The organism is Shouchella hunanensis (assembly GCF_028735875.1).
Classification (GTDB): domain Bacteria; phylum Bacillota; class Bacilli; order Bacillales; family Bacillaceae_D; genus Shouchella; species Shouchella hunanensis.
In genome coordinates this window covers 292,978-313,421 of record NZ_CP117834.1, presented here as the reverse complement: position 1 = coordinate 313,421, position 20,444 = coordinate 292,978, and the positions used below count along the sequence as shown (strand labels likewise).

At 40.5% G+C, this 20,444-nt stretch carries 21 protein-coding genes; 17 read left to right on the top strand and 4 right to left on the bottom strand.

Annotated features, from left to right (window positions below):
* Positions 1–136: 136 nt before the first annotated feature.
* The 7 genes from PQ477_RS01715 (at position 137) to PQ477_RS01685 (ending at position 6,214) form a co-directional block, all read left to right on the top strand.
* On the top strand, positions 137–1,042 hold the full coding sequence (locus PQ477_RS01715; protein ID WP_274272875.1) for a CMP-binding protein: 906 nt from the start codon (positions 137–139) through the stop codon (positions 1,040–1,042).
* Positions 1,039–1,815, top strand: coding sequence for an EcsC family protein (locus PQ477_RS01710; protein WP_274272874.1), 777 nt, complete (start codon positions 1,039–1,041; stop codon positions 1,813–1,815). Before PQ477_RS01715 ends, PQ477_RS01710 begins: the two co-directional genes overlap by 4 nt.
* 235 nt (positions 1,816–2,050) lie before the next feature.
* Entirely contained in the window at positions 2,051–3,262 is a 1,212-nt protein-coding gene (locus tag PQ477_RS01705; RefSeq protein ID WP_144559355.1) for an argininosuccinate synthase, read from the top strand.
* Positions 3,259–4,638, top strand: a complete 1,380-nt coding sequence (argH, locus tag PQ477_RS01700) for an argininosuccinate lyase (protein ID WP_274272873.1) — start codon at positions 3,259–3,261, stop codon at positions 4,636–4,638. Before PQ477_RS01705 ends, argH begins: the two co-directional genes overlap by 4 nt.
* A gap of 89 nt (positions 4,639–4,727) precedes the next feature.
* The gene (locus PQ477_RS01695) at positions 4,728–4,874 is read left to right on the top strand and encodes a hypothetical protein (protein WP_158331950.1); all 147 of its coding nucleotides are present in this window, start codon (positions 4,728–4,730) and stop codon (positions 4,872–4,874) included.
* 163 nt (positions 4,875–5,037) lie between these two features.
* A complete protein-coding gene (locus PQ477_RS01690) occupies positions 5,038–5,790 on the top strand; it encodes an SDR family oxidoreductase (RefSeq protein ID WP_035393993.1) in 753 nt (250 codons plus the stop codon).
* Between the two features lie 46 nt (positions 5,791–5,836).
* The gene (locus PQ477_RS01685; protein ID WP_274272872.1) at positions 5,837–6,214 is read left to right on the top strand and encodes a hypothetical protein; all 378 of its coding nucleotides are present in this window, start codon (positions 5,837–5,839) and stop codon (positions 6,212–6,214) included.
* A gap of 36 nt (positions 6,215–6,250) precedes the next feature.
* Here PQ477_RS01685 and PQ477_RS01680 read toward each other — a convergent pair whose 3' ends face one another.
* Positions 6,251–7,363 carry a M24 family metallopeptidase gene (locus tag PQ477_RS01680; protein WP_060703791.1) on the bottom strand — a complete coding sequence of 371 codons (1,113 nt, stop codon included), beginning with the start codon at positions 7,361–7,363 and terminating at the stop codon, positions 6,251–6,253.
* Between the two features lie 114 nt (positions 7,364–7,477).
* Here PQ477_RS01680 and PQ477_RS01675 point away from each other — a divergent pair, with 114 nt between their 5' ends.
* From PQ477_RS01675 to PQ477_RS01665, 3 genes are all read left to right on the top strand, one after another.
* Positions 7,478–8,164, top strand: a complete 687-nt coding sequence (locus PQ477_RS01675) for a metal-dependent hydrolase (protein WP_060703792.1) — start codon at positions 7,478–7,480, stop codon at positions 8,162–8,164.
* Between the two features lie 100 nt (positions 8,165–8,264).
* Complete coding sequence (locus PQ477_RS01670; RefSeq protein WP_035393943.1) at positions 8,265–8,504, top strand: hypothetical protein; 240 nt, start codon at positions 8,265–8,267, stop codon at positions 8,502–8,504.
* Positions 8,505–8,573: 69 nt separating this feature from the next.
* Complete coding sequence (locus PQ477_RS01665; RefSeq protein ID WP_144559352.1) at positions 8,574–9,884, top strand: DRTGG domain-containing protein; 1,311 nt, start codon at positions 8,574–8,576, stop codon at positions 9,882–9,884.
* A 27-nt stretch (positions 9,885–9,911) separates the two neighbouring features.
* Here the strand turns inward: PQ477_RS01665 and PQ477_RS01660 are convergent, their stop codons facing one another.
* The gene (locus PQ477_RS01660; protein ID WP_035393945.1) at positions 9,912–10,199 is read right to left on the bottom strand and encodes a YtpI family protein; all 288 of its coding nucleotides are present in this window, start codon (positions 10,197–10,199) and stop codon (positions 9,912–9,914) included.
* Between the two features lie 84 nt (positions 10,200–10,283).
* Here PQ477_RS01660 and PQ477_RS01655 point away from each other — a divergent pair, with 84 nt between their 5' ends.
* Complete coding sequence (locus tag PQ477_RS01655) at positions 10,284–11,213, top strand: DHH family phosphoesterase (RefSeq protein WP_144559350.1); 930 nt, start codon at positions 10,284–10,286, stop codon at positions 11,211–11,213.
* A 12-nt stretch (positions 11,214–11,225) separates the two neighbouring features.
* Here the strand turns inward: PQ477_RS01655 and ytrI are convergent, their stop codons facing one another.
* On the bottom strand, positions 11,226–11,744 hold the full coding sequence (gene ytrI / locus PQ477_RS01650) for a sporulation membrane protein YtrI (protein ID WP_144559349.1): 519 nt from the start codon (positions 11,742–11,744) through the stop codon (positions 11,226–11,228).
* Positions 11,744–12,079 carry a YtrH family sporulation protein gene (locus PQ477_RS01645; RefSeq protein ID WP_035393950.1) on the bottom strand — a complete coding sequence of 112 codons (336 nt, stop codon included), beginning with the start codon at positions 12,077–12,079 and terminating at the stop codon, positions 11,744–11,746. Before PQ477_RS01645 ends, ytrI begins: the two co-directional genes overlap by 1 nt.
* Positions 12,080–12,190: 111 nt before the next feature.
* Between PQ477_RS01645 and PQ477_RS01640 the strand changes: the two genes are divergently transcribed.
* The 6 genes from PQ477_RS01640 to pfkA all read left to right on the top strand — a co-directional run bounded on the left by PQ477_RS01640 (position 12,191) and on the right by pfkA (position 20,441).
* Complete coding sequence (locus PQ477_RS01640; RefSeq protein WP_274272871.1) at positions 12,191–15,469, top strand: DNA polymerase III subunit alpha; 3,279 nt, start codon at positions 12,191–12,193, stop codon at positions 15,467–15,469.
* Between the two features lie 136 nt (positions 15,470–15,605).
* A complete protein-coding gene (gene ystJ, locus PQ477_RS01635) occupies positions 15,606–16,808 on the top strand; it encodes an NADP-dependent malic enzyme (RefSeq protein WP_095151166.1) in 1,203 nt (400 codons plus the stop codon).
* 9 nt (positions 16,809–16,817) lie between these two features.
* Positions 16,818–17,477: a FadR/GntR family transcriptional regulator gene (locus PQ477_RS01630; protein WP_035393954.1), complete on the top strand. Its 660-nt coding sequence runs from the start codon at positions 16,818–16,820 to the stop codon at positions 17,475–17,477.
* A 23-nt stretch (positions 17,478–17,500) separates the two neighbouring features.
* Entirely contained in the window at positions 17,501–18,346 is an 846-nt protein-coding gene (gene accD / locus PQ477_RS01625; RefSeq protein ID WP_144559348.1) for an acetyl-CoA carboxylase, carboxyltransferase subunit beta, read from the top strand.
* A 15-nt stretch (positions 18,347–18,361) separates the two neighbouring features.
* Complete coding sequence (locus tag PQ477_RS01620; RefSeq protein ID WP_060703799.1) at positions 18,362–19,339, top strand: acetyl-CoA carboxylase carboxyltransferase subunit alpha; 978 nt, start codon at positions 18,362–18,364, stop codon at positions 19,337–19,339.
* 142 nt (positions 19,340–19,481) lie between these two features.
* Complete coding sequence (gene pfkA / locus PQ477_RS01615; protein WP_035393957.1) at positions 19,482–20,441, top strand: 6-phosphofructokinase; 960 nt, start codon at positions 19,482–19,484, stop codon at positions 20,439–20,441.
* Positions 20,442–20,444 lie beyond the last annotated feature (3 nt).

Here is a 20,444-nt window from a genome sequence, read left to right as displayed (position 1 = left end):
AGCTTTTTTTATTCTTAAGAATGCTTGGAATGAGAAAAAAATAGTATAGATACAGGTTGAAAGCTAGAATGAGGGTAAGAACTTCTTTTGCCTTTTAAACGCTTCTCAGCTAAGATAATGGATGGAGGTGTTGATGATGGAATCTGGTTTTTATATGATTCGAGAGCGTGAAATTAAGCAGGCAGCAAACGGGTCGCTTTACGCAAATTTTACGCTGCAACAGCAACATAACCTCCTCTCGGCTCGGCTGTGGGATATAACAGATGACCAACAGCAGAAGTTTGTCCCAAAATCGGTTGTGAAGGTTGAAGGAGCCATTGAAACCTTTCGTTCAAAGCAAATGTTAACAATAAAGAAAATCCGATTGGCGACAGAGGATGATCAAATAAATCGAACTGAACTAATCTCGAAGCCGGGTCTATCCCGAGAAGATCTCTGGCATGAGTTACGGATGATGATGGATGAGATTGAGTCGCCTACTCTACAACAGCTTGTGAAAGAAATATACAGTAATCGTGGGATTCGTGAGAAATTGACTACCTATCCTGCTGGTAAAACCTATCATCATGCTTATTATGCAGGGCTACTAGAGCAAATTGTTGAACTTATGACGGCAGCACTGCAGCTCCTTCCTTTGTATAAGACGGTTAATCGAGACATTGTTTTAGCGGCTTGCTTATTAGGTGACATTGGAAAAATTCAAGCATTAAATGATCCACTTACCCCTGAATATACAGCTGTAGGTGAGCTGATTGGTCAAGTTGTATTAAGTGTCGAAATGATCAATCAAGCGGCACAACAGCAAAAGATTGATAAGTTTAATAAAGAGATTGTACAACTAAAACACACCATTCTTGGTCAGTATGATCAAACAGAAGAGACATCAGTAAAGCCAAAAACGGCGGAAGCTATTTTGTATTTTTATTTGAAACGGATGAATACAGAATTACGAGCACTAGAGCAAGTTAACGAAGCAGGATTTCCATATATTCCTTTATTTAAAAGGAAAATGTTTACCCACTTTGATGAGGAAGGAGAATGACAAGCGTGTCTAGTGTTGAGCAATGGTTAGCAGAAATTGATCAGTATGAAAAGCAGTTGTTCATTCAATCAAAGAAAAAGGGCAGGGATGATGGGAGGCAACCAATTGACGAAAAGTGGACACAGTACACGGATCCAATTGCCATTCAATTGTATCAGTGGATTCAATCTGACTTTTTACAACAGTCAACGTTTCAGTCAATGATACAGTTAGAACCAGATGATTCCATTGCTGTTCGAAATGAGAAGGAACACCTCTTACAAAAAGAATTAGCGCGAACTCGATTGCTTGCTCTCTTACAGGGGGGGATGAGTATCCACTCAAACATGGCTTTACTGACACACATTCCTCTTAGTCTGTATTTATCAAAGAAAGCACTTAATAAAGTCGGTCATTTTTATCAATTCACTCAAACAGGTGGGACTGCAGAAACCATTTTGTCACTGCGGCTGTTACTATACAGTTTTTTACCAAAGCATTTAAAGTATGAAGAGTGGCGCTCGTTAACAAATGATGGTATTGTGTGTGACCAAAATGAGCCTATGTATCTTGGGAAAGAAGACATGATATCAGAGGCCGTTATAAAGCAGCTATTAAAACAGATTATACGCATGTCACTGTATAAACAAGTTGGACCTAAACGTGTTCCGTTGAAACGTATCATTCTTGGTACATATCAAGCTTCAGTCTCCTATAAATCTATGCAATCGTTAACATTGGATGCACAATGCTTCTACAGAAAGCGTTGGCTTCATCGCTTTTCAGAGAACTAGTAGTTAGAATTATACAGAAACGAATAGTTCGATAGAAGGGATTTAAAACTTAGAACAAAAAATCCCAAAAACCTCTTGTCAAAACAATCTATGACTGGTAAAGTAATGTATATTCATAAGTTGATTGTTTGGTTTTATACAACTGGGGAGCATACCCCCAGTTCATTTTTCACCTTTGATTGTATAAAAATAATATAATGAGAATTTTTATTCATAAAAACTGGAGGAGATTTTTGTGGCGAAAGAAAAAGTAGTACTTGCATATTCAGGTGGATTAGACACATCCGTAGCAGTGAAATGGTTAACCGATAAAGGGTATGATGTGATTGCCGTTGGCCTTGATGTAGGCGAAGGAAAAGACTTAGAATTTGTGAAGCAAAAAGCATTAACTGTTGGAGCCATTCAATCGTATACCATTGATGCGAAAAAAGAGTTTGCTGAGGAATTTGTTCTTCCAGCTCTTCAATCTCATGCACTCTATGAACAAAAATATCCGCTAGTATCTGCTCTTTCTCGCCCATTAATCTCGAAAAAGCTTGTAGAGGTTGCAGAACAAACAGGTGCTTCCGCAGTAGCCCATGGATGCACTGGAAAAGGGAATGATCAAGTCCGTTTTGAAGTATCCATTCAAGCACTTAATCCTGATCTAAAGGTCCTTGCACCTGTTCGTGACTGGGCATGGTCCCGTGATGAGGAAATTGAATATGCAAAAGCAAACAATATTCCAATTCCAATTGATTTAGATAACCCATATTCTGTTGATCAAAATTTATGGGGCAGAAGCAATGAGTGCGGTATTCTAGAAGATCCTTGGGCGACACCACCAGAAGGCGCCTATGAATTAACAGCGCCATTAGAGAAAACACCTGATACAGCCGATACAATTGAGATTCATTTTGAGAAAGGGGTACCAGTGGCTATTAATGGTCAAGCGATGCCATTAGATGAACTGATTCTTTCTTTAAATAACCTTGCTGGTAAGCATGGTGTTGGACGCATTGACCATGTAGAGAACCGTCTTGTTGGTATTAAATCGCGTGAAGTATATGAGTGTCCAGGTGCAATGACGCTAATTAAGGCCCATAAAGAGCTTGAAGACTTAACGTTGCCGAAGGAATTGGCACACTTTAAACCTGTTATTGAAAAGAAATTAACTGAATTAATTTATGAAGGTTTATGGTTCTCCAGCCTTCAGCCAGCTCTTCAAGCCTTCTTAAAAGAGTCACAGCAGCACGTAACAGGTATTGTACGCGTGAAGCTCTTTAAAGGGCATGCAATTGTAGAAGGAAGAAAATCACCGTATTCTCTTTACAATGAAAAATTAGCAACGTATACACCGGATGATGAGTTTGACCACAATGCAGCAGTTGGCTTTATTTCCTTATGGGGATTGCCAACGAAGGTACACAGCATGGTCACAAAAGCAAAAGAGGAGGTAACATCGTGAGTAAACTGTGGGGCGGAAGATTCACCAAATCAGCCGAAGAATGGGTCGATGAATTTGGCGCCTCCATTGGGTTTGATAAACAATTAGTATTTGAAGACATTCAAGGTAGCATCGCTCATGTGACGATGCTTGCCGCTTGTGAAATCGTGACGGAAGAAGAAAAGAATACAATTGTAGCTGGCTTACAAACGTTGAAGAAAAAAGCCGAAGAGGGAACGCTAGCATATGAAGTTGCTCAGGAAGACATTCATTTAAATATTGAAAAGCAACTAATTGATGAGATTGGTCCTGTGGGAGGCAAGCTACACACAGGACGTAGCCGTAACGATCAAGTGGCTACAGATATGCACCTGTACTTGTATAAAGAGACAAAGACAATTATGGAAGCGATTCGGGCTATGCAAGAATCACTTATTCATCAGGCTCAAGAGCATGTAGAAACCCTCATTCCTGGTTATACACACTTACAGCGTGCGCAACCAGTGTCATTTGCACATCATCTACTTGCATACTTTTGGATGCTTGAGCGTGACTACAGTCGTTTTCATGACAGTTTAAAACGAGTGAATGTGTCGCCTCTAGGTGCAGGTGCACTTGCAGGAACTACGTTTCCGATCGATCGTCATATGACAGCAGAGCTACTAGGGTTTGACGGTATTTATGAGAATAGTTTAGATGCGGTTAGTGACCGTGATTTTATTGTGGAATTTTTATCAGCTTCATCTACTCTCATGATGCACTTATCTCGCCTGTGTGAGGAAATGATTTTTTGGTCCTCTCAAGAATGCCAGTTTATTGAACTGGATGATGCGTTTGCGACAGGCTCTAGTATTATGCCGCAAAAGAAAAACCCTGATATGGCAGAGCTCATTCGCGGAAAAACCGGTCGTGTGTATGGTAATTTATTCTCCCTATTAACGACGTTAAAAGGGCTTCCTCTCGCATACAATAAAGACATGCAAGAAGATAAAGAGGGAATGTTTGACACCGTTGTAACTGTAAAAGGATCACTTCGCATTTTTTCAGGTATGATTGCGAGTATGTCGGTGAAAACAGAGCAAATGGAAGCGGCAGTAAGTCAAGATTTCTCCAATGCAACAGAATTAGCAGATTATTTAGCGACAAAAGGAATGCCGTTTCGTGAAGCCCATGAAGTAGTGGGGAAACTTGTTTTAAATGCAATTCAAAAAAACGTGTACTTACTTGATCTATCAATGGATGATTTTACAGAGGCAAGTGCCTTATTTGGTGAAGACATTTACGATGTCTTACAACCAAAGACTGTAGTGGCTCGTCGAAATAGTGCAGGTGGTACAGGCTTCGCTCAAGTTGAAACCGCCATACAAAAAGCGAAAGAAATCGTAAGTAAGGGTTAGCACAAGGGCTTGGATAGAAATCCAAGCCTTTTTGTTTTTCTCATAGTTTTCTTTTTTTAAGGCATTCTATAGAAAAAGGAGGTCGTAAAATGGACAAACACGAAGAACGAAAACAACAATCAGAAGAAACGCTTGTACATGATCAATTGATGGCATCTTATCAGCAAGGTACAGTAGAAGATCAAGGAAAAGCATTAAACCAAACGAAAGAGGATCATAAAGACGACGCTAAATAAGGTCATGTTTATTCGGACAACGGAAGGACAATTTTCCATTTAGAAAAGTACCTTTTGACGACCGCGCTTTCATCCTTTCAAGCGTGGTCGTCTTTTTTTTGCCTACTACCATAAAGGTAGTGTATCTTAAAAAGAGATAACTAACGATGTGGTGGTGAATGAGTTGCGACATGCAATGATAACGGCTGGGACAAAAGGACTAGGTTTAAAAGTAACTGAATCATTTCTGAAGTCAGGCTATCAAGTAACGGTTACGTATTTAAATGACCGCGAACGTGCACAAACGTTGCAAGACAAATGGGGAACAGAGCGCTTACAAATTATTCGAACAGACGTGACAAAGCGAGATGATTGCAAAGAACTTGTTACACGTGCTCAAGCATTTGCAGGTCGAATAGATGTATGTATTCATAATGCAGGCCCTTATGTATTTGAGAAGAAGAAGCTGGTGGATTATGAAGAAGCTGAGTGGAATGCTATGATTGATGGCAATTTAACGTCTTCTTTTCATCTAATGAAAGAAGTCGTTCCGATTATGAGAAAACAGCAATTTGGTCGAATCGTCTTTTATGGCTTCCAAGGTGCCAACAATGCACCTGGCTGGATTTACCGATCTGCTTATGCAGCTGCTAAAGTGGGGCTCGTTTCATTAATGAAGACCATTTCAATTGAGGAAGCGGAATACGGCATTACGGCGAATATGGTATGTCCAGGTAATATAATGGGAGAGATGAAGGAAGCTACGATTGAAGAAGCACGTCATCATAAGGATCAAAATACACCAATCGGGCGATCAGGCACAGGAGAAGATATTGCCCGAACCGTTATGTTTTTATGTGAAGATAACGCAGATATGGTCACAGGCACCGTAGTTGAAGTAACTGGCGGAGTCGATGTTATCCACCGATACAGATGAATAAATTTATCGAAAACCACACACGTTAAGAAAAAAGAGGTGCGATATGAAGCGTGTGATCGGTATGTTTTTACTTATGCTGCTTTGCTTTACTCAAATGTCAGAAAAAGCAGTGGCGGTATCTGGAAATGAATTGATGGATGCTTTTTCAGTTCGAATTACTGTTGTGGAAGAGGATGTGGAATATCAATGGGAATTTGATAATCCAAACCATTACGAGTACGAGAAAGGTACTAAAGTGATGAAAGGCGACCATGCCAAGGTTCAAGTACTAAAAATGACTGCTTTGCTTCAATTAGATCAAACGAAAACAGCTGACCAGTATAAACAGGTGTTAAAACCATATTACCCACAGATGTCTAGCTTTGAGATACGATGGATGGATTCTCAGAGTGAGCGCTATATATGGAGCTGGGAAAAGTAAAAACAAGGGGCGGTCCATAGCCCCTTGTTTTTTATACTAGTGCTCTCTTGGTGGGACGTTAATAAGTGCTTTAGGGAAAATGGTCAGTGTCTCGACGCCACTATCTGTGACAACGACATCATCTTCAATTCGAACACCTACTTCACCAGGGATATAAATACCTGGTTCAATTGTAAACGTCATGCCTTCTAGCAGTACATCGACATTGTTCTGACTCATAGAAGGGAATTCGTGTACATTAATACCGAGACCGTGACCTAAACGATGAGTAAAATAATCACCAAACCCAGCGTTTTCGATTACGGTTCGAGCAATCGTGTCTAATTCCCCAATGACAACATCTGGTTTAACCGCTGCAACCGCTGTTTCCTCTGCTTCTAAGACTGTATTGTAAACAAGCTGGTGCTTTTCAGGGACTTCGCCATATGCAACTGTACGTGTAATGTCGGAACAGTAGCCATTTACTACAACTCCTAAATCAAACAATACGAATTCGCCTTCTTTTAACGCGCGTGTCCCCGGTTTACCATGTGGAGAGGCGGCATGATCGCCAAACAAAACCGTTGTTTGAAACGCCATTTCCGAAATGCCTTGCTTTTTTAACTCGTATTCAATTTCAGCAATGACTTCTAATTCTGTAACTCCTGTATACAATGCTTTAATGCCAAACTCGACACCAGCATCAGCAAAAGCAGCCGCTTCTTGTAAAATTTCCAATTCATCATCAGATTTTACTAAACGCTGATTCATTAGAACGTGTTCGCAATTCGTAAAACGAATCGAATGGCCCAGCGATTCTAAAGCTTTCATACGGGCGAAAGTTAGTGTGCTTTCCTCCATTAAAATCGACGTAATAGTAGTTAGTTGGTTTTCCTGAAGTTTTTCTTTTATCAGTTGCCATACGTCTTCATGGTCGCTGTAAGGGAGAATGTCGCCTTGATAACCTGCTTGCCGAACAAGCTCCTGTTCCATTTTAGGAATAACAAATACATAAGAATCCTGTAAGATGAAAAGCGCCATTAATCGCTCATGGGGATTGGCAAGCAATCCAGTTAAATAAAATAAAGAGTCTTTGTTCGTAATAAAAGCAAAGTCCGCTTCTTCTTGTTTCGTATGCTGTTGTAGTAATTGCAGTCGTTCTAAGTTCATTCTTTACCTGCCCCCTCTTCTTTATTATTATAAAACATAAAAGTAGGAATGTTTAGGTTAATTCTAAACAGGCTAATAAAAAGAATGAATAAGTTTGAATTGGAGGGATAGAGAATGGAAGTCAGTTTTCATGGACATTCAGTTGTTAAAATTAAAACAAGCGGGAAAACGATTTTAATTGATCCGTTCATTACAGGAAATAGCCAAACGGATCTGACGGCGCAAGACGAACATCCTGATGTCATTTTACTTACCCACGGTCATAATGACCATGTTGGGGACACTGTGGAAATAGCCAAACGCTCTGGTGCACTAGTGGTTGCCGTAGCAGAACTCGCTACTTATATGAGTTTTCAAGGTGTAGAATCTGTTCATCCTATGTCGATTGGTGGCTCGTACGAATTTGATTTTGGTACCGTGAAGTTTACACAGGCATTTCATGGTTCCTCGTATACAGAGGAGGAAAACCAAAGAATTGTGTATACAGGAATGCCAGGTGGAATTTTGTTTAAAGCAGAAGGCAAAACGATTTATCATATGGGTGACACCGCATTATTTAGTGATTTAAAAATGATTGGTGAACGAAATAATATTGACGTTGCCTTTGTACCAATGGGAGATAATTTCACAATGGGCCCTGAAGATGCAGAGACAGCTGTTGAATGGATAAACCCAAAAGTAGCGGTTCCAATTCATTTCAATACCTTCCCACCTATTAAGCAAGATGCTAAAGCTTTTGTGGAGCGATTGCCACACGGAAAAGGAAAATTTTTAGAAGCGGGTGAAACGATTCGCCTTTAAGACATATAGCTGAATGCAAGGACAGAATCCCTTGTATTCGGTCTTTTTTTAGTCATGTTCCACTTGTTTGTACATAAAGTAGTAGACAAGGAGGGATTCGATGAAACAACGTGGTGTGATTTGTTTGCTCCTCGCATGTATTATGGGGGCTTATGCTTTTGAACACTTACCATTCAAGGAAGCTGGTTTAAGCCAAGTTTTTGCTTATTCTTGGGTTGGCTTTTGTTTGCTTGTAGTCGTAGGAAATGGACTTGCTGTTTTAAAAGCCCAACGTTTGGAACAGAAGGAAAAACTTGCTGCTAAAGCGGCAAATCGAAAAAAGTTAAGACAGTACGGATAAGAAGTTGCTAGGGCACTACGTCAAGTCGTATACTAAATAGAAGTGAAATGGTGAAAGCGTGGTGCCAAAGTGACTAAACACGAGCAAATAATTGATTATATTACTCAGCTCCCAATTGGAGGAAAGATCTCCGTTCGTCAAATTGCTAAAGCAATGTCTGTAAGTGAGGGGACGGCTTATCGAGCAATTAAAGAAGCCGAATCACAGGGGCTTGTTTCAACGATTGAACGAGTAGGAACGATTCGAATTGAGAAAAAGAAAAAAGACAACATCGAGAAGCTAACCTTTGCAGAAGTCGTAAATATTGTTGATGGACAAGTTCTTGGAGGGAGATCTGGTTTACATAAAACGCTAAGTCGCTTTGTCATAGGAGCGATGAAAACAGAAGCTATGATGCGCTATGTAACGGCAGGAAACTTACTCATTGTTGGAAATCGTTATCAAGTGCATAAGATCGCCCTTGAAACAGGAGCGGCAGTGTTAATTACAGGAGGCTTTGATACGAGCTCAGATGTGATTAAGCTTGCAGATGAACTTGATTTGCCGGTTATTTCGACGTCTTACGATACATTTACAGTCGCTGCAATGATTAACCGAGCTATATACGACCAGTTAATTAAAAAAGAGATTGTCGTAGTTGATGATATTTTAATTCCGTTAGAAAAAACGTACTATTTAACGATAGGTGAATCGGTTCAGCACTGGCAAGAACTCAACGAACGAACAGGTCATAGTCGCTATCCAGTTGTGGACAATACGCTTAAAGTACAAGGGATGATTGCTGCAAAAGACGTATTTGATCAATTAAAACAACAGCCAATCGAAAAAGTGATGACGCAAAACCCTATTACTGTGAATGAAAAAACGTCAATTGCCGCTGTAGCCCATATTATGGTGTGGCAAGGCATTGAATTGCTACCTGTAACCGATGGACAAAAAAGGTTGCTTGGTGTTGTTAGTAGACAAGATGTTTTAAAGGCTATGCAAACAACACAACGTCAGCCGCACGTAGGAGAGACCTTAGAAGAAATTGTAACAAGCAGAATGGAGCAGGTGACAGAAAATAAACAAGAGCCTGTTTATCATATTGTTGTTAGCCCGCAAATGACTGATCAATTAGGAACGGTTTCTTATGGGGTAATGACAACGATTATGATTGAAGGGGCTAGACGTACATTACGTATGCACAAGCGTGGCGATATCGTTGTCGAAAATTTAACACTATACTTTTTAAAGCCCATTCAAATTGATACAGAAGTAAAAGTTATACCACGATTGCTAGAAGTGGGGAGAAAACACGGCAAATTTGATGTGGAGGTTTACCGAGAAGGAGAGATTGTTGGGAAAGCGTTATTAACAGCACAGTTGATCGAAGCTTAAAGAACTTCCCTAGTAGCCTAGGGAAGTTTAGTCAAGTTGAGCTGTATAATGTTTATGGGCGCGTGCCCCGTGAGTAGCGTTGGCAATACCAAACAGTAAAAAGATCCCGCCAATTACTATTTGAATGGCAGTGAAGTTTGACAAGAGTAGTAAAATAACACTAATAGCGATTAATGTCGCACCTAAGGCCAGTTGCGCTCGAGATTCTAAAATCTTCTTTTCTAAAGAATCTTTTAAACGAATCGCTTTAATTCGACTAAAAAGATATAAAAGAAAAGCAGCAATGGCTACAATAATAAGAATTTGATTCAACATACAGGTCCTCCTATATAGACAAGCTGTGTTTATTGTACAGCGTAAAAATAGAAAAGACTAGTTCTGATTGAAAGAGGTCATAGAATGTTTAACCATATTATTGAGAAAATCGAACAATTTGAAACGATCATTATTCATCGTCACGTGCGACCAGACCCTGATGCGTTAGGGTCACAACTTGGCTTAAAGGCTATGATTAAACAAAGCTTTCCGAATAAACATGTCTATGCTGTAGGCGAGGAAGAACCATCTCTTATGTTCTTAGGAAGAATGGATACAATTGATGACGACGTGTATGAGGGTGCATTGGTGATTGTTTGTGATACAGCAAACACAGACAGGATAAGCGACGATCGTTTCAATGATGGGAAAGTGCTAATTAAGCTAGATCATCATCCGAATGAAGAGCCTTATGGAGACATTGTGCTTGTGGATACCACGGTAAGTTCAACGTCGGAATTAATTGTTGCGCTACAAGAGCATTCGTCTGTGTTAACTCTGACTGAAGAAGCATCATTTTTACTTTATTCAGGAATTGTCGGAGACACAGGTCGTTTTCGATTCCGCAATACAACAGGAGAGACGTTAAGAAGAACTGCTTTATTGCTTGATCAAGGAGTGGATACTCAGAAATTATTTAATCAACTCTACAAGCGAGAATTACCGCTTGTCCGCTTAGAGGGATATATTCTGCAAAATTTTGAGTTGTTTGATGGGCGTGTTGGGGTAATGAAGCTTCCAAAAGCGACGTTACAATCATTTGATGTTACATCTAACGAATCTTCTTTGCTTGTAAATTGCTTCTCTGGTGTAGAAGATATTCAAATTTGGGTCTTTTTTGTAGAAGAGGAAGATCGTATCCGCGTAAGACTAAGATCGAAGGCCATTGTCATTAATGGGATTGCTAAAGAACACCATGGTGGTGGTCATCCTGTAGCCGCTGGAGCAACTGCGTATTCTTGGAAGGAAGTGGAAGAAATCATTCGGAAGCTAAGACAAGCAGTGCATGTTTAAGCATTGAAAGATTTAAGGGGTGCTCGCTTGTTCTTCATGAATGATTTCAACATCAATACGAAAGTCTGGTAAAGCGTACGTTCTCGTAATTTTTACAGTATAGTGGTTATCATTAATTTTGTAGACTTTATTCTCGACGGCGCTTTCCATGACTTCGGTTAAACTAGCAATGGTTTCAATACTTGTCCCTTGAAGGTGCTGTAGCTCTTTTAAAATTTGCTGCCTTAGTTCATATACGTTTAGTTGGCTCAAATGGTAGCGTTCAGCATTTAAAATGGTGACAGACACGGTTTGCACCAGAAGCTGTCGGGCATTTTCTTCATTTTGTAATGATAAATCATGAATGAATTGTGCGTTCTTTGCTTGTAATTCTTCAATAATGATGTCTTTTTTTCCAATTTCTCCATGAAGGCGGTCGTGCTTTTGTCCGTATTCGGCAATGAAAAAAGACCAGCCGATTAAGGCGCCTATCATGATGCCAGCGAAAAAACGCAGCCAGCCTCGGTGCTTCGAGTAATTGGGAATAAACATTAGACTGGATCACCTACAATCCACCTTAACAAGATAGAGCCAGATTGTGCACCGCAAAAAGCAACGAGCAGCATGGCAAGCGTTCGATAAATATCTTCATGTACACCGCTAAATAAGCCGCTTTCTATTTTCGTAATCGCATCAAAAGAACCACCAATGGCTGCGACAATTGCCCAGATTTTTAAGCTGTTCGATAAGCTGAAAATTTCACTAAGGACGGGTTTTCCGATTAGAAAGGCACCTATACCGCCAATTAATGCACCACCAATCATGACGCCGAAAGCGATGAAGAAGTTCATTACTAAATGGGCAAGCATTTCTTTTGTTAAAAGCATTGATTTCACCACCTCGTTTCTACGTATTAATTATATATAAGGACAAACCATTACGTTTATGACAACAAATAACGGAGATTCGATAGTAGAAGGTAAAGGAGAGTGATGGTGTTGAGCACCTTGCTTTCAAATATTTATAGTGAGCATAGTCTACTTCAGTCCGGCTTAACGATAAAAGCCTATGTACAGCAAGCTAAGCAATTAGGATATAAAAACCTTGCATTAACAGACAAGCATACATTAAGTGGCGTGTACGATTTCTTAAAAGAGTGTGAGAAAGTTGATATGAAACCATTGGTCGGGCTAGAATGCACAGTCCTTGTTAAAGACGTTCGACTTACCGTACGCTTGCTTGCTAAAAATAAGCAAGGTTATCAACAACTAGTTGAACTAAGCTCAGCGATGCGGATGAGCAAGGAGAACGGAATTTCATATGAAGTTTTTCAGCAACATACAACGGCGTGTATTGTTTTATTGTCGCGTCAGTCATTTACTCAAGCGAAGGACTGGCACAAAAGGTGGTTAGCACTTACTTCACATAGTGAAGGAAGATTAGAAATTCATGGTGCAAGTGATTATACACTTATCGAATTTGCGGAAGCGCATGGTATTGTATGCGTGGCAGCACCGCCTATTCGATTTTTGAAAGAGGAAAACTACGATTTCTATCGTTTGCTCACTGCAATTGGCGCAGGAACAACGGTGGATCATGTAGTGCTAGAAGAAGAATCGGAAAACGCGTACTTATTGTCGTTAACAGAACGGAAGAAACGGTTCTCAGAAGCACTTCTGCAGGAGACGGATGCGTTGGCTGACAAGATAGAGACGTTTACTCTTTTTCAAAAGCCGACTATCCCACGCTTTGACGGTTTAGAAGAAAAAGAGGCACATGAACAACTGCAGGAAAAAGCAATGAAAGGATTTCAGCAACGGTACCAGTCCAACCCTTCGGAAGAAGCAATGGAGCGATTGGAAAAAGAACTAAACGTAATTAAACAGCTTGGTTTTGCTTCGTACTTCTTAATTGTGGCTGATTTTATGAATTATGCTCATCGCTCTAATATTCTTACAGGGCCAGGAAGGGGTTCCTCTGCTAGCTCTATTGTTGCTTATGCATTGCGTATTACAGATGTTGATCCTCTTAAGCATGGTCTGCTCTTTGAACGTTTTTTAAATCCAGAGCGAATTTCGCTACCAGATATTGATATTGATTTTCCTGATTACCGTCGAGACGATGTGATTCAATACGTTCGAGAACGGTTTGGAAACGATCACGTCGCGCAAGTGTTGACGTTCGGTACGTTTGCAGGAAAAGCGTCCATTCGAGATGCAGGAAAAGCGTTTGGACTGAACAGTGGCTTCGTTGATCGTGTTGCAAAGGCGATGAATTCAGCGCTCACATTGGAAGAGGCTGAACAGCAAGGGCTATTTTCATCGTTTCAATCAACTGAGCTTGATACACTTCTTTTCTTTGCAAAGCAATTAGAAGGCATGCTCAGACATGAATCAACTCATGCTGCTGGAGTGATTATTAGCGATCGTCCCCTTAAAGAAAAAGTAGCTCTTCAGTATGGAAGCGATGAACGGGTCATTACACAAGCGGATATGGATAGTCTTGATGCGCTCGGGTACGTAAAATTTGATTTTCTTGGCTTGAAGAATTTGACATTGCTTGAACAGATGCTCCGTTTAATTGAAGGAGCAACAAATCAGAAACTCAATTTGCGCGATATTCCATTCGATGATGAGAAGACGTTTCGCTTATTACAACAAGGAGAATCAACGGGTATTTTCCAATTAGAATCAGACGGAATGAGACGTGTGTTAAAGCAGTTAAAGCCGTCCAGTTTTAATGATATTGTCGCAACGACTTCGTTGTATCGACCAGGTCCAATGACATTTATTAAAGACTATATTCAAAGCAAACATGAGCAGAAAAAAACATTTTCTCACCATGTGGAGATTAACCGCATTCTACAACCAACTTTCGGTGTCATCGTCTACCAGGAACAAATTATTCAATTGATACAAATTAGTGCTGGATATAGTCTTGCTGAGGCAGACATATTTCGACGAGCCATCAGTAAAAAACAGCGAGAGTTAATGAATAAGGATTCTTTTGTCGAGCGGTCGATAGCACGAGGTTATACGAAAGAGGAAGCAGAGACGTTATTTACATTAATTGAAAAATTTTCGAATTACGGATTTCCAAAGTCTCACGCAACGGCTTACAGTATGATCAGTTATTGGCTGGCTTATTTGCGTGTGCACTACCAAGAAGCGTTTTTTGCGGCACTCTGTTCAGCCAATTGGCAAGATCATCAGAAGCTTTACAACTATATTTATGAAGCTAGAAAAGCAGGCGTTGAGGTGCTTCCACCATCTATTCAAGATAGTCATGCTTTATTTACTGTGGAAAAAGCGTGCATTCGCTTTGGGCTACTTCCAATTACAACCGTAAATCGGCGCATCGTAGATCAAATTAAAGAAGCAAGAACGACACCGTTCCAAGATTTCTTTACCTTTGTTGCAAAGGTGTATTCTTCAACCATCACGCAACCAGTTCTAACTGCATTAATTAAAGCCGGTGCATGTGATCATTGGGGATATTCACGAGCGGTTTTATTGGCAAACGTAGATAAAGCAATTGCATTTGCTAAACAAATTGATGATTTTAAGCAGTCAGCAGGTAGTTTGTTTACGATTAATCCAGTTACACCTGCCTATATAGATATTGAACCATCAACAAAGATGGAAGAAATCGGGTGGGAGAGAGAAGTGCTTGGGTTTTACTTCTCTGGTCATCCAATTGAAAATGAAAAGGAGCGTCTCGCGCCTTTTCACCGCACGACACTTATCCAAGCGGAACCTTCAAGAAAAGGTATTCGAGTAGGGGTGTTAGTGAAAGCACTAAAAAAAATTACAACAAAAAAAGGGAAAGCAATGGCTTTTTTTATTGGAAGTGACGAGACGGAAGAATGTGAGTGTGTAGTTTTTCCTACTGTGTGGAAAGATGTGGAAACGGTCTTAACTGAGGGAAGCCTCGTGCTTTTACATGGAATTGTAGAGGAAAGAGAAGGAAAAAAACAGTTCATTGTTCAAAAAGCGATTGATCTGAATCAACTGCCGTCAACTGAAAGTAAACAATTTCTACACGTTTATATTGAAAAAGAGCAAGATGTGCCGACGAAATTAAGTGATTTAAAATACATCTTAAGCCAAGATAGGGGGACAGCACCTGTCATCCTATATCGAAAAAAAAATCATACCAAAATAAAGCTTCCAGATAAATATGCTGTGCAGCCGTCAAAGCGAACGATCCAGCTTTTAAAACGGTTATTTGGTGAAGATAACGTCCGCATAGAAGAACGTGAGGATGAGCAAGAATAAAAGAAGTTTCCATCAACCTATTGGCAGATGGAACGAACGTGTTTATAATAGAAGGCGAACAATAGGTGGTCTGACCAGTCAGGTTTTATATAAAGGAGAGAGAATTGTGTCTACTACGAGAGAAGAAGCGCTTCACATGCATCGTGTTAATCAAGGAAAACTAGAGTCAAAAGCGAAAGTGCCCGTTAAAGATGCAAGGGATTTAAGCTTAGCTTATTCACCAGGAGTAGCGGAGCCATGTAAAGAAATCTTTGAAGATGTTGAATCGGTTTATGAATATACGATGAAAGGCAATATGGTTGCGGTTGTTAGTAACGGGACTGCTGTGCTTGGGCTAGGGAATATTGGTCCAGAAGCATCCTTACCTGTTATGGAAGGTAAAGCAGTTTTATTTAAATCGTTTGCTGGAGTAGACGCGTTTCCAATTTGTCTCCGTTCGAACGACGTGGATGAAATTGTTAATACCGTTAAAATGCTTGAGCCTACGTTTGGTGGAGTGAATTTAGAAGATATAGCTGCTCCAGACTGTTTTGTTATAGAAGAACGTTTAAAGAAAGAAACAAATATTCCTATTTTCCACGATGACCAGCACGGGACAGCTATTGTTACATTAGCTGGTTTAATCAACGCACTTAAACTAAGCGGCAAAAAGCTATCAGAAATTAAAGTAGTGGCAAATGGTGCCGGTGCTGCTGGTATTGCGATAATTAAATTAATGTTGCGGATGGGTGTTCGTGATATCGTTATGTGCGACACGAAGGGCGCCATTTATGAAGGTCGTCCTTATGGAATGAACGCTGTTAAAGAACAAGTTGCAAAGCGTACAAACCCTAATAGACAAGAAGGTCAACTGGCAGACGTTATGAAAGGCGCCGATGTCTTTATTGGTGTGTCTGTTGCTGGAGCCGTTACAAAAGAAATGGTTGAAAGCATGAACGTTGATCCCATTATCTTTGCTATGGCCAATCCAATTCCTGAAATTATGCCTGAGGATGCAAAAGCAGCAGGTGCATCTGTAATCGGAACAGGTCGTTCAGATTTTCCTAACCAAGTAAACAACGTACTTGCTTTCCCTGGTATTTTCAGAGGAGCATTAGATGTACGAGCTACGCATATAAATGAAGAAATGAAAGTTGCAGCCGTTTATGCCATTGCTAACTTAGTGGACGAGAAAGATTTAACGGCAGATTACGTCATTCCTGCACCGTTTGATCCACGTGTTGCTCCAGCTGTTGCAGCGGCAGTAGCGAAAAAAGCAATGGAAACAGGGGTTTCAAGAGTAAAGGTGGACCCTGAAGAGGTTGCGGAGAAAACGAGACAATTAACGATCATCGACTAAGGAGGCGCTATGGCTACGGACAAACGCTACATTGAAATTATTCGTGCCCTTAGCGAGATGATTCAGCAAGATGACTTAAAAAGTGGCGACAAGCTACCATCGGAAAGAGAATTGAGCGACCGACTCCAAGTTGGTCGCTCATCCATTCGTGAAGCTTTACGAGGCTTAGAGCTTCTTGACATCATTGAGACAAAAAGAGGCGAAGGGACTTTCATGAAAGCTCCCTCAAGCTATAGGCTAGTGGATCTGCTTTTATCTTTTATCTTAAAAGACGACCAAGCAAGGAAGGATTTAAGTGAGACGAGGCGAATTGTAGAGATAGAAGCGTTAAAGTTAGCTGTCTATCGAATTTCTGAAGACGAAGTACACCACTTAGACGAGCTTATTTCACATTCGAAAATGAAATGGAGTCATGGGGACTTTCCTGTAGAAGCAGATTACCAGTTCCATGAGACTATCGTTAAAGCATGTGGGAATGTTTTACTTTATAATATTTGGAAATCGTTAGTGGCGTTTAATAAAGAAGCAATTAAAGAATCTCTTGAACGTAAGGGAAGACCACCTGAGTCGATTAAAGAACACGAGCTAGTTGTCGAAGCGATTAAGCATGGAGAAGTAGAGAAGGCGTTGGAAGCGATGAGTCATCACTTGAAAAACAGCCGTTTTTAAAGGATATAGCAAGGAGCGATCCCATGTTAAAGGATATGTTTTCTAAGAAAAAGAAACGATATGCAACGATTCCATCTGAGCGAGCAAAAATAGAAGTACCTGAAGGGCTAATGACAAAATGCCCATCATGTCGCACGATTATGTACACTAAAGACCTTAAAAAGAATTTAAGTGTGTGCCGAACATGTGGACATCATCACCGGATGGGCGCTTGGGAACGAATTGAAGCGTTAATAGACGAAGGAACGTTTCAGGAAATGGATGCCGATGTAATTGGTGGAAATCCATTAGCGTTTCCTGATTATGAGAAGAAACTTGAAGCAGACCGTAAGAAAACAGGCTTAAACGAAGCGTGTGTGTCAGGTGTTGGTGAATTAAACGGTCATTCAGTTGTTTTAGCTGTTATGGATCCTCATTTCCGAATGGCGAGTATGGGGGCAGCGGTCGGTGAAAAGCTGACAAGAGCAATTGAAAAAGCAATTGAAACGAAACATCCTCTAATTATCGTGGCTGCTTCTGGCGGTGCGCGTATGCAAGAGGGGATGATTAGTTTAATGCAAATGGCGAAGACAAGTGCTGCACTTGAAAAATTAGATCGCACCGGTGGCTTGTTTATTTCAGTAATGACACATCCGACTACAGGTGGTGTTTCCGCAAGTTTCGCATCGTTAGGTGATTACAATTTTGCAGAACCAAAAGCACTTGTCGGCTTTGCTGGTCGTCGCATTATTGAACAAACGATTCGAGAGGAACTTCCGGAAGACTTCCAGACTGCGGAATTTCTGTTAGAGCATGGGCAATTAGATCGAGTTATCCCACGACTAGAAATGAAAGATACGCTGACAACAGTGTTGGCAATTCACCAGTAGGTAGGGGGAGCAAACATGACTACTGAACGAAATTTTGAAAAACCTGTATTGGAGCTTCGAAATAAGATAGAAGAGCTTCGCAAATTTGCAAAAGAAAAAGATTTAGATTTAAGTTCTGAGATCCATAAAATGGAAGTTCGTTTACAAGAACTAGAGGAATCGGTCTACACGAACATACAGCCATGGGAACGGGTGCAAATTGCTCGAGATCATGAACGGCCAACGAGCCTTGATTATATTTCTCTTTTGTTTTCTGATTTTCTGGAACTTCACGGTGATCGACTTTTTGGCGATGATAAAGCGATTGTTGCTGGAATTGCGACGTTTGAAGATCAGCCTATTACGGTAATTGGTCACCAACGAGGAAAAGATACAAAAGAAAATATTATGCGCTACTTTGGTTCTCCTCATCCAGAAGGTTACCGAAAAGCATTACGCTTAATGAAGCAAGCAGAAAAATTTAATCGCCCAATTGTTTGCTTTATTGACACTAAAGGCGCTTATCCAGGTAAGTCGGCAGAAGAGCGTGGCCAAAGCGAAGCCATTGCAAGAAACCTACTTATGATGGCTGGTTTAAACGTTCCAACTATTAGCATTGTCATAGGAGAAGGTGGAAGCGGTGGGGCACTTGCCCTCGGCGTTGCTGATCGAATTTATATGTTGGAGAACTCAACGTATTCGGTTATTTCACCAGAAGGCGCAGCTGCATTATTATGGAAAGATTCTACACAAGCGAAAAGAGCGGCAGAGACGATGAAAATTACTGCACCGGATTTATATGAGCTTGGTGTAATCGATTCAATTATTGAAGAACCTAAAGGCGGCGCGCAACGTAACATGGAGGAGCAGGCTGTTAGCATGAGACGTGTGTTACGTGATGCCTTGAATGACTTAAAAGCAAAGCCTGTAGAGACGCTTTTAGAGGAACGATATGAAAAGTATAAGAAAATGGGACAAATAGCTGATAAACGAGTTAAAGCAGAATCTAAATGATTTGGAAGTGCTTTCATTGATATGAAAGCATTTTTTGTAGTATGGAAACACTTGTGTTCAGGAAATCAAAGTGGTATCTTTACTTGCAGAGACTAGTTAAGACAAGCTTCGTCTGTCTTATTGTTCGTTAGGAGGAACATAATTGAAACGTATTGGTGTATTAACAAGTGGTGGCGATTCACCTGGTATGAATGCAGCGATTCGCGCAGTTGTTCGAAAAGCAATCTATCATGGAATTGAAGTGTATGGAATTTCTTATGGCTATCAAGGTTTAATTGAAGGCGATATTAAGAAAATGGAGCTCGGCTCTGTTGGGGACATTATCCACCGAGGCGGCACAATGTTATATACAGCACGATGTGAAGAATTCAAAACCCTTGAAGGACAAAAAAAGGGTATTGAACAACTTAAGAAACATGGAATCGAAGGACTTGTCGTCATTGGTGGAGATGGGTCTTATCGTGGCGCGCAAAAATTAAGCGAGCATGGTTTCCCAACAGTTGGTGTACCAGGGACGATTGACAACGATATACCTGGAACAGACTTTACAATTGGTTTTGATACAGCGCTAAACACCATTATTGATGCCATTGATAAAATCCGTGACACTGCTACATCTCATGAGCGTACGTACGTTATTGAAGTAATGGGTCGTCATGCAGGAGATCTTGCGCTTTGGGCAGGACTTGCTGATGGTGCTGAAACAATTGTTATTCCAGAGGAAGAGCATGATATGAACCTCATTCTTGCCAACATTAAACGTGGTGTTGAGCGTGGCAAAAAGCATAGTATTATTATTGTTGCTGAAGGTGTTGGATCAGGCTTTGATTTTGGTGAAAAAATTAGTGCTGAAATGAATGTGGAGACACGTGTAACGGTGCTAGGACATATTCAGCGGGGTGGATCACCAACTGGAGCTGATCGAGTGCTTGCTAGTCGTTTAGCTGCAAAAGCCGTTGACTTATTATTAGAAGGTAAAGCGGGCATGACTGTAGGAATACAACGTAATGAAATTGTTTGTCATTCCATTAATGATATTTTAGATCAACCACATAAAATTGACACAGATATGTACAAGCTTTCGCAAGAACTGTCGATTTAAGAA